This window comes from Streptomyces sp. NPDC058279 (assembly GCF_042881255.1).
Taxonomy (GTDB): domain Bacteria; phylum Actinomycetota; class Actinomycetes; order Streptomycetales; family Streptomycetaceae; genus Streptomyces.
Genome location: NZ_JBHVYA010000003.1, coordinates 106,759 through 123,474 on the forward strand (window position 1 = coordinate 106,759; position 16,716 = coordinate 123,474).

The 16,716-nt window shown below is 70.0% G+C and carries 18 protein-coding genes; 3 read left to right on the forward strand and 15 right to left on the reverse strand.

Annotated elements, in window-relative coordinates; translation table 11 throughout:
- Nucleotides 1-16 precede the first annotated feature (16 nt).
- The 15 genes from ACFVXJ_RS07920 to ACFVXJ_RS07990 are packed head-to-tail and all read right to left on the reverse strand — an operon-like array spanning nt 17 to nt 13,695.
- The gene (locus tag ACFVXJ_RS07920; RefSeq protein WP_389660356.1) at nt 17-763 is read right to left on the reverse strand and encodes an AAA family ATPase; all 747 of its coding nucleotides are present in this window, start codon (nt 761-763) and stop codon (nt 17-19) included.
- The gene (locus tag ACFVXJ_RS07925) at nt 763-2,013 is read right to left on the reverse strand and encodes a PP2C family protein-serine/threonine phosphatase (RefSeq protein WP_389660359.1); all 1,251 of its coding nucleotides are present in this window, start codon (nt 2,011-2,013) and stop codon (nt 763-765) included. Before ACFVXJ_RS07925 ends, ACFVXJ_RS07920 begins: the two co-directional genes overlap by 1 nt.
- Before the next feature lie 12 nt (nt 2,014-2,025).
- Nucleotides 2,026-2,466: an anti-sigma regulatory factor gene (locus tag ACFVXJ_RS07930; protein WP_361315845.1), complete on the reverse strand. Its 441-nt coding sequence runs from the start codon at nt 2,464-2,466 to the stop codon at nt 2,026-2,028.
- A 14-nt stretch (nt 2,467-2,480) separates the two neighbouring features.
- Nucleotides 2,481-2,792, reverse strand: coding sequence for an STAS domain-containing protein (locus ACFVXJ_RS07935; protein WP_389660362.1), 312 nt, complete (start codon nt 2,790-2,792; stop codon nt 2,481-2,483).
- 16 nt (nt 2,793-2,808) lie between these two features.
- Nucleotides 2,809-4,956 carry a glycogen debranching protein GlgX gene (gene glgX / locus ACFVXJ_RS07940; protein ID WP_389660365.1) on the reverse strand — a complete coding sequence of 716 codons (2,148 nt, stop codon included), beginning with the start codon at nt 4,954-4,956 and terminating at the stop codon, nt 2,809-2,811.
- On the reverse strand, nt 4,953-5,297 hold the full coding sequence (locus ACFVXJ_RS07945) for an STAS domain-containing protein (RefSeq protein ID WP_389660368.1): 345 nt from the start codon (nt 5,295-5,297) through the stop codon (nt 4,953-4,955). Before ACFVXJ_RS07945 ends, glgX begins: the two co-directional genes overlap by 4 nt.
- 40 nt (nt 5,298-5,337) lie before the next feature.
- Entirely contained in the window at nt 5,338-7,158 is a 1,821-nt protein-coding gene (locus ACFVXJ_RS07950; RefSeq protein WP_389660371.1) for an AGE family epimerase/isomerase, read from the reverse strand.
- Nucleotides 7,159-7,161: 3 nt separating this feature from the next.
- Nucleotides 7,162-7,608 (reverse strand): VOC family protein, encoded by a 447-nt coding sequence (locus ACFVXJ_RS07955; RefSeq protein ID WP_389660374.1) that lies wholly within the window; start codon nt 7,606-7,608, stop codon nt 7,162-7,164.
- Between the two features lie 8 nt (nt 7,609-7,616).
- Nucleotides 7,617-8,228 carry a DJ-1/PfpI family protein gene (locus ACFVXJ_RS07960; RefSeq protein ID WP_389660377.1) on the reverse strand — a complete coding sequence of 204 codons (612 nt, stop codon included), beginning with the start codon at nt 8,226-8,228 and terminating at the stop codon, nt 7,617-7,619.
- On the reverse strand, nt 8,221-9,825 hold the full coding sequence (locus ACFVXJ_RS07965) for a GMC family oxidoreductase (protein ID WP_389660380.1): 1,605 nt from the start codon (nt 9,823-9,825) through the stop codon (nt 8,221-8,223). The genes ACFVXJ_RS07960 and ACFVXJ_RS07965 overlap by 8 nt, the downstream gene beginning before the upstream one ends.
- 11 nt (nt 9,826-9,836) lie before the next feature.
- The gene (locus tag ACFVXJ_RS07970) at nt 9,837-10,217 is read right to left on the reverse strand and encodes a nuclear transport factor 2 family protein (RefSeq protein ID WP_389660383.1); all 381 of its coding nucleotides are present in this window, start codon (nt 10,215-10,217) and stop codon (nt 9,837-9,839) included.
- Between the two features lie 13 nt (nt 10,218-10,230).
- Nucleotides 10,231-10,686 carry a nuclear transport factor 2 family protein gene (locus ACFVXJ_RS07975; RefSeq protein ID WP_389660386.1) on the reverse strand — a complete coding sequence of 152 codons (456 nt, stop codon included), beginning with the start codon at nt 10,684-10,686 and terminating at the stop codon, nt 10,231-10,233.
- 29 nt (nt 10,687-10,715) lie between these two features.
- Nucleotides 10,716-11,147: a nuclear transport factor 2 family protein gene (locus ACFVXJ_RS07980; RefSeq protein ID WP_389660389.1), complete on the reverse strand. Its 432-nt coding sequence runs from the start codon at nt 11,145-11,147 to the stop codon at nt 10,716-10,718.
- Between the two features lie 53 nt (nt 11,148-11,200).
- Complete coding sequence (locus ACFVXJ_RS07985; protein WP_389660392.1) at nt 11,201-12,838, reverse strand: thiamine pyrophosphate-binding protein; 1,638 nt, start codon at nt 12,836-12,838, stop codon at nt 11,201-11,203.
- Between the two features lie 32 nt (nt 12,839-12,870).
- Complete coding sequence (locus ACFVXJ_RS07990) at nt 12,871-13,695, reverse strand: type 1 glutamine amidotransferase domain-containing protein (RefSeq protein ID WP_389660395.1); 825 nt, start codon at nt 13,693-13,695, stop codon at nt 12,871-12,873.
- Between the two features lie 277 nt (nt 13,696-13,972).
- Here ACFVXJ_RS07990 and ACFVXJ_RS07995 point away from each other — a divergent pair, with 277 nt between their 5' ends.
- The 3 genes from ACFVXJ_RS07995 (at nt 13,973) to ACFVXJ_RS08005 (ending at nt 16,671) form a co-directional block, all read left to right on the forward strand.
- Entirely contained in the window at nt 13,973-14,245 is a 273-nt protein-coding gene (locus ACFVXJ_RS07995; protein ID WP_389660398.1) for a UBP-type zinc finger domain-containing protein, read from the forward strand.
- 113 nt (nt 14,246-14,358) lie between these two features.
- Nucleotides 14,359-16,092 carry an FAD-dependent oxidoreductase gene (locus ACFVXJ_RS08000; RefSeq protein WP_389660990.1) on the forward strand — a complete coding sequence of 578 codons (1,734 nt, stop codon included), beginning with the start codon at nt 14,359-14,361 and terminating at the stop codon, nt 16,090-16,092.
- 75 nt (nt 16,093-16,167) lie between these two features.
- Nucleotides 16,168-16,671 carry a hypothetical protein gene (locus ACFVXJ_RS08005; RefSeq protein WP_389660401.1) on the forward strand — a complete coding sequence of 168 codons (504 nt, stop codon included), beginning with the start codon at nt 16,168-16,170 and terminating at the stop codon, nt 16,669-16,671.
- The last annotated feature ends 45 nt before the right edge of the window (nt 16,672-16,716 follow it).

Genomic DNA, 16,716 nt, shown 5'->3' on the forward strand with positions numbered 1-16,716 from the left:
GCGTAAGGGGGGAGCGTCAGGCGCGCGATACTTCGTCACGTGCGTCCAGCGCCGAGATGATGGTGCGGAATTCACCGACCAGGGGGTGGTCGGGATGGGCTTCTGCGAATATGCGCTCGCCGTACAGAGCGGCCATTTCCGGTACGTACGGAAGGATTCCGGCCAGGGGTGCGCCGTAGACCTCCTCGGCGCGCCGGCGGGCGTCCACCCGGTCGACGCCCTCGGGGGCCATGCTCAGGACGAGCGCCCGCCGACAGGCGAGCCGCCCGGCGAGGGAGATGGTCTCCTCGACCCCGGAGAGGTCGACGCGGTCGGCGCGGGCCATGATCAGCACCACGTCGGCACTGGCCATGGCCGTCACCGACTCGTTGTTGAGCCCGGCGTGGGTGTCGAGCAACAGCACGTCGAGCGCGTAGTGCTCGGCCAGCCGGTCGAAGCCCTCCGGGAGCAGCCCCACGTCGTAGCCGGTGGCCATGAGCTCGCGCAGGGCCGGGGTCCCGGTCCGGGCCGGTACGACGTACAGGCCGGGCACACCGGTCTGCTGGGCCGCGGTCTCGATCTCGCACCGGCCGAGGAGATAGTCGGCGAGCGAGCCGGAGCCGGGGCCGATCCGGAAGAGCAGGTCCAGGGTGGGCGACTGGATGTCGGTGTCGACCACCCCCACCCGGCGCCCTTCGGCCGCGATCAGCAGCGCGAGGTTCGCCAGTACCGAGGACTTGCCGGTACCGCCGCGGTGGGAGTGCACCACGATGGTCCGGGTCATCAGGCCGCCGCCGTTCGGTCGGCGTGCGGCCCCCGCGCCGCACGTGGCCGGTGCAGGGCCAGCATGGTGACGTCGTCGTGCTGTTCGGCGGTACCGGTGTGCTCGCGCACCGCCAGGTCGACCCGGTCGACGACGTCCTTGCCGCTCACCGGGGGGCCGGCGAGCAGTTCCAGCATCCGCTCGTCGCCGAGGAAGGTGCCTTCCGGGCAGCGGGCCTCGGGCACCCCGTCCGTGAACGCGAAGAGGGTGTCGCCCGGGTTCAGTTGGGCGTAGCCGAGGGTGTAGACGCAGTCGGGCAGGACGCCGACGGCGGGCCCGGTGACGTCGAGCGGGACGGGTACGTCGCCGGAGCCGGACAGCAGCAGCGGCGGGTTGTGGCCGCCGTTGATGTAGACGAGGCTGCCGGTGAGCGGGTCGAGCACGCCGAAGAACAAGGTGGCGAAGTAGCCCTGCCGCAGGTGGTTGCGGGTGAGGTAGCCGTTGGTCGCGGTGACCGCGTTGAGCAGCGGGGTGGCGCCGACGACCGGGGTACGGCGGCTGCCGCCCGTGCGGCCCGCCGCCATCAGGTGTTGGAGTCCGCTGTTCTCCGCGGTGTGCCGCAGCAGCGAGCGGATGAGGGCCATGAAGAGGGCGGCTCCGACGCCCTTGTCGCAGACGTCGGCGACCACCACCGCCAGCCGGCGGCCACGGGACATCTCGAAGACGTCGTAGAAGTCCCCGGCGACCTGCCGCGCGGGCCGGAAGCGTACGTCGATCTCCCAGCCCGCCGGAACGGGCAGCGATTCGGGCAGGAAGCCGGCCTGGATCTCCCGGCCGATCTCCAACTCCTTCTCGTATCCCATCAGCTCGGCGCGGGCGTCCGCCTCGCGCAGGGTCCTGCCGAGCCCGGCCCGCTCGGAGCAGCTGTGCAGCCGGGCGCCGACCAGGGCCGGCAGGAACGGCGGTACGAGGTAGTCGTGACCGAGCCGTACGTGTTGCTCCAGGGCGGCGAACTCGGTCACGGTCCAGACGACCACGATCGGGGCCCCCGCCCAGCGGCGCAGCCGGCGGACGGCCATCCGCACGCTCTCGCCGTCGGCCTCGGCCGGGGCGAGCAGGACGTCCGCGACGGGCAGCACTTCCAGTGGGCCGCGCAGCAGTTCCGTCAGGGTGCGGGGGACGAGTTCCGCGTCCATCAGCCTGAGCGCGTCGAGCAGTTCGGGCGTGGGAGGCGGGTACTCGTCGAGGATGATCACGGTCGTGGAGGGCATGGGTCCGTCCCCTCAGCCTGCACAGTCAGCGGCCCTCACGGTCAGGGTGCTGATGTTTCGGCCGTCCATGCGTGCGTAGCCGAATTCGTCCACGCTGGTGAGTGCCAGGTGGATGCCGAGGCCGCCGACCCGCCGCCGTTCCGGGGGGATCCCGGTGGCGGGGGGCAGACAGCCTTCGACGGGGTCGAAGGGAGGTGCGGCGTCCTCGATGACGATCCGCACCCCGCCGGGACCGGAGTGGCCGCGGACGGTGATGCGTCCGCCGCCGCCCCGGTACCCGTGCATGATGACGTTCGTGGCCAGCTCGTCCACGGCCAGCCGGATCCGGTAGGTGGCCTGCTTGTCCAGGCCCGCCCGGCCGGCCAGCCGCAGGACGAACGCGGCGATCTCGCCCAGTGCCCCGACCTTCGCGGGCACGTCCAGGACCGCGGGCTTGCTCGCCAGTTCGACCATGTCGCCCACGGCCGTCAGTCGTCGGAGAGCTGGATGCTCCGGTCCAGTCCGGCGGTGCGGATGGTCCGGGACACGGGCTCGATGGCGCCGACCACCTTGATGGTGACGTGGTCGGCCACCTTCTGTTGGGCGAAGACCAGGGAGCGCAGTCCGGCACTGGCCATGTAGCCGACGCCGGCCATCCGGATCTCGACGGTGCTGGTGCCGTGGCCCGCGGCCTTCTCGATGGTCTGGTGGAAGTCCGGGGCCGTCTTGGCGTCCAGCTCGCCCGTCAGTTCGATCACGGTGGTGTCGCCCTCGATGCTCAGGGACACGGAAAGCGGCATGTCAGGTCTCCTTCGGTCAGAACGTCCCGGTCGTCTCGGGCTCGTTCGTACGGCCCACGAGGATCACGACGGAGCGGGGGCCGATCAGGTACTTGCCGGCGTTGTCCAGCTCCTGTTCCGCACCGGGGGTACGGATGTCGTACGGCGCCTCGGCCGAGGTGTCGGCGAACAGGTGCCAGGTCCGCCCGCCCGGCAGGGCGGGCAGTTCCAGGTCGTGCGGCTCCCAGTGGGCGTTCATGGCCACGTACACCACGTCGTCGTCCCCGGTGCCGCAGCGGGCCACCGCCAGCAGCCGGCTGTCCTGGGACCAGTCGGGCTGCCAGGCCCGCTCCCCGTGCCAGCTGATGTCGGGCAGCCCGAGGGTGTCCCGCATCTGTCCGGTGGGGTGGGAGGTGGAGCGCAGTTCGCGATGGTGCTTGCGGAATGCGATCAACTCCCGCGTGAACCGGAGCAGTTCGGTGTTCTCGTCGACCTGGTCCCAGTCGAACCAGGACAGTTCGTTGTCCTGGCAGTAGGTGTTGTTGTTGCCCTGCTGGGTGCGCGCGACCTCGTCGCCGGACAGCAGCATCGGGATGCCCTGGCTGGTGAAGAGGATGGCCAGCGCGTTCTTCATCTGGCGCAGGCGCAGCGCGTTGACCTCGGGGTCTTCCGTGGGGCCCTCGGCCCCGCAGTTCCAACTGGCGTTGTCGTTGCCGCCGTCGTTGTTGCCCTCGCCGTTGGCCTCGTTGTGCTTGTCGTTGTACGAGACCAGGTCGGCGAGGGTGAACCCGTCGTGCGCGGTCAGGAAGTTGACCGACGCCGAGGTGCCGCGGCTGGAGTAGAGGTCGGGCGAGCCCGCCACCCGGGTGGCGAGTTCCCCGGTGACCCCGGGGTCGCCCTTGAGGAAGCTGCGGACCGTGTCGCGGTACTTTCCGTTCCACTCGGCCCAGCGGCCGTAGGCGGGGAAGTTGCCGACCTCGTAGAGGCCGCCGGCGTCCCACGCCTCGGCGATGAGCTTGGTGTGCCGCAGGACCGGGTCGAAGGCGAGCGATTCCAGCAGGGGCGGGTTGGGCAGCGGGGTGCCGTCCTCGGAGCGGCCGAGGATGGCCGCGAGGTCGAAGCGGAAGCCGTCGATGTGGTAGTCGGCGACCCAGTGGCGCAGGCAGTCGAGTACGTAGTTGCGCACCACGGGGTGGTTGCAGTTGACGGTGTTGCCGGTGCCGCTGAAGTTGAAGTAGTACCCCTCGGGCGTGAGCATGTAGTACGTGGCGTTGTCGAGCCCCTTGAAGGAGATCGTCGGGCCCTGCTCGTTGCCCTCGGCGGTGTGGTTGAAGACGACGTCGAGGATGACCTCGATGCCGGCGGCGTGCAGGTCCTTGATCAGGGTGCGGAACTCGTCGCCCTGCATGCCGTAGCGTCCGGTGGCCGCGTAGCCGGCCTTGGGCGCGAAGAAGGCGATGGTGTTGTAGCCCCAGTAGTCGTAGAGCTTCTCGCCGGTCTCCGGGTTGCTCCGCGGGTTGTCGCTCTCGTCGAACTCGAACACCGGGAGCAGTTCGATGCAGTTGATCCCGAGTTCCTTGAGATACGGGATCTTCTCGCGCAGCCCGGCGAACGTGCCGGGCGCGGTGACCCCCGAGGAGGGGTGCCGGGTGAACCCGCGTACGTGGGCCTCGTAGACGACGAGGTCCTCGGCGGGGATCCGCAGCGGGGTGTCGTCGCCCCAGTCGAAGTCCTGGAGGCAGACCCGCGAGCGGTACTGGTAGCCGCGGCTGCGGTCCGGTTCCACGCCCCATACGTCGCGGCCGGCGATCAGCCGCGCGTAGGGGTCGGAGAGCACCTGGCGGGCGTCGAAGCGGTGGCCGGTGACGGGATCGTAGGGGCCGTCGGCCCGGTACCCGTACTCGATGTTCTCGTGGTCGAGTCCGAAGACCGTCATCGCGAAGACGCTGCCGGTGCGGAATTCCTCGGGGAACTCCAGTTCGGCCATCGGCTCGGGCTCGCCGCGCTTGTAGATGACCAGGGTCATGGAGGTGGCCTGGTCGGAGAAGACGGAGAAGCTGACCCCGCCGGGGACCACGTTGGCCCCGAAGGGGTACGGCTTGCCGGCGCGGACCCGGTACCCGCCCACCTCGTGGGTGGGGTAGGCGTCGACGCGCAGCACCTGTTCGGTCGTGGATTCGCTCATAGCGCTGCCCGGGCCTTCGCGGTGGCCGCCTCCGCCTCGCCGGTGGAGAAGAAGTCCAGGAAGCCGGTGGCCGACATGACGAACCGGACTTCCTCGCTCACCCCGTACAGGGTGACGGCGACCCCGGCGTGCTGGGCCTCGCGGTAGACGACGAGCAGGGTGCGCAGGCCGGCGCTGGAGACGTAGGTGACGGCCGTGAGGTCGATGCGCAGCGACCGGCCCTCGCGGACGAGCGGCAGCAGTGCCTGGAGCAGTTGCCCCGAGGTCTCGCTGTTGATCTCACCGGTGGCGACGAGCACCGTGCCGCCCTTGTTCCGGCGTTCTTTCACGTGAAGAGTCATTGTCTTCTTCCCCTCATGGTGGGGCGCCCCCCGTTGGGCATTACCTGGTGACCGGCCGGAGCCGGACCTTGACCTTGACCCGGCCCTGGACGTCGGGCAGCCGGACCGTGAGGCCCTTCGCGTCGAAGTCCGTCCACGGCTTCTCGTCGATCTCCACCGACGCGACCTCGACGGAGCCCGCGGGCAGGAGGTCGGGCGAGACGCGCAGGACGCGGTCGGGCAGGTCCGTGGGGTCGGGCTGGAAGTGGAAGTCCATTTCCCGGCCGTTGATGAGCAGGTTGTTGTAGACGGCGGAGAGGTAGCAGAGTTCCGCCGAGTGGTACATGGACATCGAGTGGCTGCCCTTGAGCCGCTCGGTGCCGAGCAGGTACGGCGTGCCGCTGGCGAGCACGTTGAAGTAGACGGCACCCTCGTCGTGGTCGAGGAAGAAGGTGTTGTAGAACGCCTCCGCCTGCCGGGCCTCGCGCAGGAAGTCGTCCCCGCCGGTCGTGCCGTTCAGGATGAGGTAGGCGAGGATCGCCTGCTCCTGCTGCCACCACGCCTTGCGGTCGTGCCAGGCGAAGCGGTACGAGTCCTCGTCGCCCTCCTTCACCCGCTCGACCACGTCGTACCAACCGCCGCGCTGGCGGTCGCTGCCGACGGCGGGCATGATCTCGCCGATCTTGCGGGCGAGTTCCTCGTAGGCCGGCTTGGCCTTGAGGGAGTTCATCCGCATCAGGTTCCAGGCGATCTTGAGGTTGTGGCCGACCACGGCGCGGTTCTGCTGCCAGCTGTGCGTCGTGTCGTGCGACCAGTCGCGATAGAAGCGCTCCTGGACGAAGGGGCTGTTCTTGTAGTCCGGGAACTTGTCCGCGATGGTGTCGAAGGTGTACTCCAGGAAGTCGGCGTACCTCTGGTCGCCGGTCGCCAGGTACAGGTTGATCAGGTAGGCGGGCGCGTGGTCGCCGACCGAGTTCCAGTTCTTGCGCTCCGCGTTCTCGCCCAGCGACTCGTGGTCGGCGCTGAACAGGATCGGGTCGATGTGCGAGTAGTAGCCGCCCAGTTCCTCGTCCTTGAAGAACTTGTCGAACAGTCGGATGGTGGCGTCCGCGTCGTTCTTGATCCGTACGTCACCGGTGACGCGGTACGTCTGGATGGGGCCGGCCAGGGCGTAGATCTGCTCGTACATCGGGATCGCGTCGTAGTCGTCGGAGAACTCCGAGGTGAACAGCTTGCGTTCGCTGTCCCCGTCGACGCGGATGCCGTGGTACCAGAAGACCACGTCCTCCTCGCTGTCCACGACCCGCATGTGCTTGCGCAGGTACTCGGTGCCGCGTTCGGCGACCTCCAGGTACTCGTCCTTGCCGGTCAGCAGGTAGGCCGAGGCCATGCCGTAGACCAGACGGGAGATCGTGTCGGTCTCCTGGACGTGGCTGGCGGTCTTGTCGCCGCCGAGCCGGATCTCGGTGCGGTACTGGGCGAAGTCCACCGGTCCGTCGCCGAACTGGGCCCGCTTGTAGAAGTCGGCCAGCGACTCGATCTGCTTGATCCACCAGCTGGGCTCCTCGAACCGGTAGTCCTCGGCGCCGCGGCCGAGGAAGACCAGGCGCTTGGCGTCGAAGCGCCCGCCCGACTCCGGGTAGTGGACGCCGTAGACGAACAGGAGCCGGCCCGGCGAGAGCATCTCGTCGATGTGCCCGGAGGCGTCGATGTACGGCTCGTCGAGGTTGCGGACGAGCTCCGCGCTCGGGTCACCGGCCAGCGACACCTCGAACTCGCGGCCGTCGGAGGTCTTCAGCCGCAGCAGCCGGCTGTGGGAGTCGAAGCGGACGACGTAGCCCGCGATCGTGTCGGAGAAGGAGAAACCCACGGCGTCAGCCATGTTTCACACACCGTCCTTGTCGTGAGAGCTGTCGTCCTCGTATCCCTGGCTGACCTCGACGATCACCCCGTCGGGGTCGCGGACCCACACGGTCCGCCACCCGCAGATGAAGTCGTCGAAGTCCAGCGGCCCCAGGGTCACTTCCGCCGCGTCGCCCAAGTCCGCGAGGAACGCGTCCACGCTGTCGGTCTGGAAGGCCAGGTGGCGCATCCGGCCCGGGGCCTGCGGCCCGTCTCCCCCAGCTACCGCTGGGGGGACCCCCAGCGCCGGCCGCGCCGGATCGGTGCCGGCGGCGAAGAGTTCCAGGTACGCGTCCCCCTTGCGCAGGAACACGATCCGCGACTCGCCGAGGTCGACCACCCGGGCCCGGGCGAAGCCGAAGTACCGGGTGTAGAACTCCTCGGTGGTCTTCTGGTCCGTGCAGTTCAGGCCCACGTGGGACCAGACCATCCGCCCCATCAGCCGGCCCCCCGGCCCCGCCCCGCCGCGATGAGCTCGATGATCCGGCGGGCGAAGAGGTGGTGGTGGGCGCCGGTGCGCCCGGTGACCAGGTCCCCGTCCACCACCACGTCCTCGTCGACGTACTGGGCGCCCATGTTGCGGACGTCACCGATGAGGTTGTTGTGGCAGACGACCTTGCGACCGCGGACCTTGTCGGGGATGGAGGCGGCCAGCCACATGCCGTGGCAGATGATCCCCTTGAGGACCGTCGGCTCCTCGAACGCCCGTCGCAGCAGCTCCGTGGCGGGGGCGAGGACATCGACGTCCTCGGTGTAGCGCAGCCGGTCGGCCACCATGCCCGAGGGCACGATGACCGCCGCGTACCGGCGCAGCTCCTCGTCGCCCAGCCCCTCCAGGGACTTGTCGGCGGTGAACGGCGCCCGATACTCGTGGCCGGTGAAGGTGATGGAGTCGTTGCCCCACAGCCGGGTCAGGAAGTCGACCTCGGCGCCCTCCTCGGCGAACCGGCGCCCGTAGTAGAAGATCTCGGGCTCGTAGAAGTCGCTCTCGACCAGGACCGCGATCCGGGTCCCGGACAGCGCGCCCTCGCGCAGTACGGCGTCAGGCACGTGACACCCCCCTCAGGAAGTCCGCCGCGCGCTCGGCGATCATCGCGATGGCGGTGTGGCAGTTGCCCGACGGGACGGCGGGCATCACGCTCGCGTCGACGACGCGCAGGTTCCGTACGCCGTGCACCCGCAGTTCCGGGTCGACGACGGAGAGGTCGTCGATGCCCATGCGGCAGGAGCCGGCCTGGTGGTGGTAGCTCTCGGACTTCTGCTTCACGAAGGTCCGCAGGTCCTCGTCGCTCACGTAGCCCGGCCCGGGCTGGAGCTCCTGCTTGTACCAGGGCGAGAACGCCGAGGTCGCGAAGAGCTCCCGGGCGAGTTTGACGCCCTGCACCATCCGCTCCAGGTCCCACCGGTCGCCCAGGTAGTTCGGGTGGATCAGCGGGTGGGCCAGCGGGTCGGTGCTCGCGAGCTTGATCCAGCCGCGCGAGACGGGCCGGACGACCCCGGGCAGGATGCTCACCGTGTTCGGGTGGTCCTGGCCGACGATCACGTCGAACGGCACGTGGACGAAGGCGATCTGGAGGTCGGGCGCGGGCAGGCCGGGCCGGGAGGACAGGAACAGAGCGCTCTCCGACAGGTTCTGCGCGGGTGCCGGCAGTTCCTGGGTGACCTCGGCCATCAGCCCGGTCAGGACGTGGTTGTGGAAGTTCTCGCCGACCCCGGGAAGGGCGGCGGTGACCCCGATGCCGTGTTCGCGCAGCTGCTCGGGGTGCCCGATGCCGGACAGCAGCAGCAGCTTGGGGGACTCGATCGCCCCGGCGGCCACGATCACCTCGCGGCGGGCCCGTGCGGTGTGCGTCCCGGGTTCGGTGGCGGCGCTGTGTCCGTCGCCCACCACCCGGCCCGGGATCGGGGCGGGCGGTGCGAGCCGCACGTACTCGACGCCGGTGCAGGTGTCGCCGTCGAAGAGCAGCCGGGTGCTCTGCGCCTGGGTGCGCAGGGTCAGGTTGGACCGCTCCAGCGCCGGCTCCAGGTAGGCGGCGAGTGCGCCCTGCCGGCGGCCGTCCGCGACGTCGATGTGGTGCCAGCCGGTGCCGAAGAGCCCGCGCCGGGGACCGTCCGTGTTGAAGTCGGCGATCTCCCGGTGGCCGAGCTCGACGGCCGCGTCGATGAAGGCGCGGGAGGTCGGGTTCGGGTGGTGCCGGCCGGCGTGGGTGATGCGCTGCGGGCCGTCGGTGCCGGTGGTGGCGGCCGTGGCGTCCTCTTGGCCCTCCAAGAGGGCGAAGTAGGGCAGCACGTCCTCGTACGCCCAGCCCGCGGCGCCCTGGTAGGCCCAGTTGTCGAAGTCCGAGGCGTGACCCCGGATGTGCATCATGATGTAGAGGTTGCTGCTGCCGCCGGGGGCCTTGCCGCGCGGTTCGTACGTACGGCGGCCGTCGAGCCCCGGCTGCGGGACGCTGGTGTAGCCCCAGTCGACGGGTCCGCCCAGCAGCTTGTACCAGGAGGACGGATCGTCCACCTCGGGCGGGATGCGGTCGCCGCCGGCCTCCAGGACGAGGACGGAGACGTCCGGGTCCTCGGAGAGCCGGTTCGCCAGGACACTGCCGGCGGTACCGGACCCCACGATGATGTAGTCGTACTCGTCTCTCGCCATCACGCCGCCCCTCAGCCCTGGCCGAGCACCTGGAAGGGCACGGTGTCGTGGTGGTTCGCCATGTAGACGATCTTTCCGTCCACGATCCGGAAGAAGTTCATGACCTCGGCCTCGATGACCTCGCCGGCGGGGCTGACCGCGGTGACGTGGGAGACGGCCGCGGCCTTCTCCCCGTCGACGAGGAAGTGCGCGGGCTCGTTCCGGAAGCTCCGGTACATCGTCCCCATGCCCTTCATCATCGAGCGCAGCACCTCCAGGCCCTCGATGTGTCCGGCGAGCTGCTCGTCCATGACCTGGTCGTCGGCGAACAGGTCGCACCAGCGGTCCCACTCCCCGGCATTGGCGTACTCGTAGTACTTCCGCAGAATCTCTCGTGCGTCCGACGCGCTCATCGCGCTCATCCCCCTATCGGTCCCTGCGGGTTCCGTCCGGCGCGAAGGGCGCCCAGAACTGGCTGAAGGCGGTGGCCGTGTCGCCGAAGAGCCCGTCGCGGCCCTCGACGATCCGGCCGTCGCGCCACCGCATGTAGTGGAAGACCGGGTAGTCCATCCGCTCGTACGGGGACCCGCTCGCCCCGTCCGCGCCGTCGCGCACGGCGACGTTGCGGCACACGTCGGCGCTGCAGTCGTCACCGACGAGCACCGCCTCGATGTCCATCCGGAAGGTGCCGCCCGTGAGCTTGTGGGTCTGCCCCATCAGCTCCAGGAAGGCGTCCAGGCTCTCGTACCAGCCGGCGAGCGGGTGGTTGCCGGGCACCAGCCAGCGCAGGTCCTCGGAGTAGAACTCCAGGATGCGCGCCCGGTCACCGGAGCCGAGCGCCTGGTAGGCCGCCCGCACCCGCTCCCGTGTCACTTCGGTCATCGCCCCTCCTCCTACGTCTTCGCAGCCGGTCAGAGGGAACCGGAACCGGGCATCGGCGCCAGTTCGTTGACGGTGTACTGCTTGATCAGCGGGCCGGCCTGGCCCGCCACCACGACCCAGGTCTGGTCGGCGTCGAACCCGAGCCACTGGCTGCGCGCGGCCGGCGGGTCCCAGATCTTGGCCTGCCAGTTCACGAGGACCCGGACGATCGCCCGGTCGCCCTCGATGACGGGCTCGACCTTCGTGACGGTGTGCACCTCGTCGAAGAAGCGGGAGGTCACGGCCGCGTACCAGCGGCCGAAGCCCTCGTGTCCGAGGAAGGTGTCCTCGGGGACCTTGAACTCCAGGTCCTCGGTGATGAGGCCGAGCACCCGGTCCAGCGGAAGGTGCTGGTCCAGGGCCACGTACCAGTTCTCGGCGAAGCTGCGGATCGCGTCCTCGGTCAGCCGCTCGGCGGGCATGCGGTCTCCTCCTGTCCGTACCGGTGCAGTGGTGTCAGGGCGTGGTGCGGGGGTCAGATCCGGATGTCGACGAGGTACGGGCCGGGGTGGTCCAGCATCCGGCCCACGGCGGCGACCGCCTCGTCCGGCTTCTCCACCCGCGTCCCGTCCGCGCCGAGGGCTCGGGCCAGCCCGGCGAAGTCGATCTCGGGGTGGGAGAGGTCGAAGGAGCCCGGGAAGTCGTGTTCGGCGATGTCCCGTTCCCGCCAGTACTGGGCGATGTTGTCGTCGAGCAGCCGGTACTTGCGGTTGTTGCAGACCACGAACTTGGCGTCGATGCCGTGCCGGACCGCGGTCCACAGTGCCTGGTAGGTGTACATCGACCCGCCGTCGCCCGCGAACCCGACGACGAGCCGGTCGGGCCGGGCCAGCTTGGCGCCGACCGCTCCCGGGAAGCCCACCCCGAGCGAACCGCCCCGGGTGAGGTGGTAGTCGCCCGGCCGCTCGGCCGGCAGGTACCGGGTGACCAGCGGCGAGGTGGTCAGCGCCTCGTCGAAGACGATGAGGTCGCCCCCGGTCCGCTCGGCGAGGGTCCGCAGGAACACCGCCATCGGCGTGCCGTCGGTGTCCTGCCCGGCCGTCTCCGCGGCCCGCTCCCGGGCGCGGGCGTCGAGCCGGGCGGCCGCGGCGGCGCGCTGCCGGGTGGTCAGCCGGTGCTCCAGTACGCCGGCCAGCGCGCGCAGCGCCTGCTTGGGGTCGGCGGCCAGGCCCAGGTCCACGGGGTGGTTCTTGGCGATCTCGTAGGCGTTGAGGTCGATGTGCACGACGTTCGCGCCGGGCCGGAAGGGGCTCTCCAGCTCGGGGAACACCTCCGGGAAGACATAGGTGCCGACGATCAGCACCCCGTCGGCGTCGCCTACGAGACCCTTGCTGTGCGGGCCGAACATGTGGCCCGTCTGGCCGCGGCGCAGCGGGTGCGACGCCGCGATGTTGACCTCGGAGGAGTCGACCTCGTACACGTCGGCGCCCAGCAGCTCGGCGACCGCGACGAGTTCGGCCTGCGCCCCGGAGAGCGCCACCCCGTCGCCGATCAGCACGACCGGGTGTTCGGCGGCGGCGAGCAGCTCGGCCGCCCGGCCCACCGAGGCGGGTGAGGGCGCCACGTCCGTGAGCGGCACGGTGGCGGGCAGCACGGGCTCGGAGTTCGGCTCGTCCAGTACGTCCATCGGCAGCGCCACGAACACCGGTCCGCGCGGCGGGGTCAGGGCGATCTTCACGGCCCGCCGGACGGTGCGGAGCACCGAGCGCGGGTCGGTGACCCGGGTCGCGTACTTCGTCACCGGCTTGGCCATCGCCACCAGGTCGCAGGCCATCTGCGCGTCCATGGCGTCATAGCGGACCCCGGCGTCCCCGGCGACCACGACGAGCGGGGTGTGGCCGCGCAGCGACTGGTAGAGCATGCCGATGCCGTTGCCCAGGCCCACCCCGGAGTGCAGCTGGAGCAGGGCCGCGCCGCCGGTGGCCCGGGCGTAACCGTCGGCGATGCCGGCGGCGACGGTCTCCTGGAGGGCGAGGACGTAGCGGAAGTCCGTTGCCGCATCGACCGCGTCGAGGAATCCCTGTTCGACCGTCCCCGGATTTCCGAACATGACATTCAGGCCGTCGGCCTTGAACTGCTCGATCAGCCTTTCCCGTCCGGGAGTGGCTTCCATGAAATCCCCCTCTTTTCCCAGCGGTCAGCGGACTACCAGCCGTACCGGGTGAGTCCGTCCTCCAGGACTTCCACGATCTTCTGCCCCGTCAGATAGGAATCCGGGGTCGACCGTCCGGTCACGAAGGGGAAATCGACGATCACCGACAGCGGGTGGCCGAAATTCCCGTGGTACGCGCCGCGCGGGCCGGTGGCGTCGCGCAGGATGTACTCCAGCGGGTACGGCGGCGGCCCCATGTTGAAGTCGGTACCGAGGAATCCGGTTCCGTCCTTGTAGTCGTATTCCTTGCAGTGGCCGGTGACGTGCTTGCCCCAGATGATGCTCTTGCGGTCGCCCCAGTCGCGGGCGAAGGCCAGGCAGGCCACCCCGTAGCACTCGGCCGCCACGACCTTGCCGGCGTTCTTGAAGGCCAGGATCAGGGCGTGGACCCGCTCGTTGTTGGCGAGGTCGGCGATGGGGCCGCTGCCGCCGACGACGAGGATCGCGTCGAAGGAGGCGATGTCCTCCTGGAGCTTGTCCAGATCACGGTGGTACTGCTCCAGCTTGGGCAGGTAGTCCTTGTCGCTCGTGTACGGGCGCTCGGGCGCCCACGCCTCGATGTCGAGGGGCGAGTCGAGCCGGCTCGACTGCTCGAACTCGCGGCCCAGCCGGGCGTTCTCCTCGGTGGTCACCGACCGACCCAGCGGGGGGTCGATGTAGTGGGCGTCGAGGCTCGGCGGAAGTGCGTGGGCGCGCTTCCCGGTCGGCGTGGCGAATACGACTTCATAGCCCCGCTCGTCGAACTTCGATACGGGCCCGATCAGTTCTTCGGCCCAGTAACCGTGTTCGGAGACAATGACCAGAATCTTTCTGCTCACAGATTCCTCCAGGCGCCGCCTGTTGTGTTGGCGTCCCCCACCCTGCTTGTGCCCGGGGCCTGCGTCAAAGCGCCCGTACGCGACTTCGTGAGGTAGAAGGGCAGGCCGCCCCGACACCTCAGGTAGTCGCCGCGCGAGGTCATGAAGTAGCTGCCGTACTCCATGACTTCGGCCGAATCGATGAACCTTCTCGACACCCCCGACTTATGGTCTGGACGCGCCCGTGATTAACCGGCGTGACGAGCGGTACGAGTGCGCGAGGAGAGGGACGGGGACGATGACGATGGACCTGAAGTGCACACACATCGACCAGATACGTCCGGTGAAGCCCGGGACCGACGGCTGCGAGGAGTGCCTGGCGACGGGGGACGGCTGGGTGCACCTGAGAATGTGCCTGAGCTGCGGGCACGTCGGCTGCTGCGACTCCTCGAAGAACCGCCACGCCACCCGGCACTACCGCACCACCGAACACCCCATCGCGGCCTCGCACGAGCCGGGCGAGGACTGGGCCTGGTGCTACACCGACAAGCTGATGCTGGACCCCGCGTGAGCGCGGCCCCGGAGCGCGCCGCCGCTCCCTCCCCCGCCGCTGCCGCCACCGGTTCGGCTGCCGCCACCGCTCCCTCCCCCGCCGCCGCTGCCTCGCCCACCCCGTCCTCCGCCGTGGCCCAGACCGGGTCCACCGCGCCGGCGACCACGGCCGGGCACGCCGCGGCCACCGCCGAGCGGTCCGAGAACCGCAAGCCCGTCATCCTCGCCGTGGACGACGACCCGCAGGTGCTGCGGGCCGTGCGGCGCGACCTGCGCAGCGCGTACGGCGACCGCTACCGGGTGCTCGGCGCCTCCTCGGCCGCCGACGCGTTCAAGATCCTGGACTCCCTGGACGAACGCGGCCACGACCCGGCGCTGTTCCTGGTGGACCAGCGGATGCCCGACGTCACCGGGGTGGAGTTCCTCCTGGAGGCCGTCAGCCGCTTCCCCGACGCCCGCCGGGTCCTGCTCACCGCGTACGCGGAGACCGACGCGGCGATCACCGCCATCAACCGGGTCCGGCTGGACTACTACCTGCTCAAGCCCTGGGACCCGCCGCACGAGCGGCTGTTCCCGGTGCTGGACGACCTGCTCTCGGACTGGCTCGCCACCTACCGGCCCGCCTACGACGGGATCATCGTCGCGGGTCACCTGGTGTCCCCGGGCACCCACGCCGTCCGGGACTTCTTCACCCGCAACGGCCAACCGTTCCGCTTCCTGAACGTCGAGCGCGACCCCGAGGCGCTCACGGTGCTCGCCGCCGCCGACCCCGACGCGGCGCTGCCGCTGGTCCGCTTCCCGGACGGGGCGGTGCTCTCCGCGCCCACCGACACCCAGCTCGCCCAGCGCCTGGGCCTGGCCACCACCGCCTCCCGCCCGCACTACGAGTGCGTCATCGTCGGCGCCGGTCCGGCGGGGCTGGCGGCCGGGGTGTACTCGGCGTCCGAGGGCCTCTCCACGCTGATGCTGGACTCCCGCGCCCCGGGCGGCCAGGCCGGCACCTCCAGCCTGATCGAGAACTACCTCGGCTTCCCGTCGGGCCTCTCGGGCGGCGACCTGACCCGCCGGGCCACCATCCAGGCGTCCCGGTTCGGCGCCGAGATCCTGCACCCGGTGGAAGTGGTCTCGCTGACCCGCGACGACCCCGCGAAGATCCTCACCCTGGCGGACGGTACGGAGATCAGCGCGGAGACGGTCCTCCTCGCCACCGGTGTCTCCTACAACCGGCTGGAAGCGCCGGGAGCGGACCGCTTCGAGGGCGCCGGGCTCTACTACGGCGCGGCCACCACCGAGAGCTCGGCCTGCATCTCGCAGCACGTGTTCATCGTGGGCGGCGCCAACTCGGCCGGACAGGCGGCGGTGCACTTCGCCAAGTACGCGGCCCGCGTCACGATCCTCGTCCGGGCGGCGTCCCTCGACGCCAGCATGTCCCGCTACCTGATCGACGAGATCGCCCGCACCCCCAACATCGAGGTCCGGGTCCGCACGACCGTCGTGTCGCTGGACGGCGACGAGCACCTCGAACGGCTGACCCTGCACAACGCCGACACGGGCGAGGACACCGAGGTCGCGGCCCGCTTCATGTTCACGTTCATCGGCGCCCGCCCGCACACCGACTGGCTGGCCGGGGTGGTGGAGCGCGACGAGTACGGCTTCGTCCTCACCGGCTCCGACCTGATCTCCAACGGTGGGGAACTCCCCGCGGAGTGGAGCCTGGAGCGCGCCCCGTATCCGCTGGAGACCAGCGTTCCCGGCGTCTTCGCCGCGGGCGACGTCCGCGCCCACTCCGTCAAGCGCGTCGCCTCGGGCGTCGGCGAGGGCGCGATGGCCGTCTCCCTGATCCACCGCTACCGCTCGATGGGCTGAACCCTCCGGAGCACCAGCCGAGAGCGAACGCGAAATCCTTGCGATCAAGAGGGAAGCGGATGCAACGTTGATTACATGATTACAGCCGAGCAGCAGACACAGCTCCGTACCTGGTTCGCGGACCGCCTGCCGGTGGACGTCTACGAGTCCCTGGTCTCCGTCACCGCCGACCGCGAGGAGATCACCGTCATCGGCAACCTCCCGGCGAACGAGTCCGTGAAGGACTTCCGCGAACGCACCCGCGAGCAGCGCGTCGAGGTCGCCCGCGAGGCGGAGGAGCTCTACCGCCGCAAGGTCTCCTGGGGGGTGCGGTCCGGCGAGGAGACGACGCTCTTCACCCACCTCGCGGTCCCGGTGATGACGCGGCTGCGCCAGTCCGAACGCCAGGTGCTCGACACCCTGGTCGCGGGCGGCGTGGCGCGCAGCCGCGCCGACGCGCTGGCGTGGTGCGTGCGACTCGTGAGCCGCAACACCGACACCTGGCTCACCGAGCTGCGCGAGTCCCTCGACACGGTCCGGCGGGTCCGCTCGCAGGGCCCCGACGTCAAGGCGGACATCCAGAAGTCCGAGTCCGAATAGCGGAAATCCTCGCCGGGCGCGCAAGATCCCGGAAAGGTAGCCGTG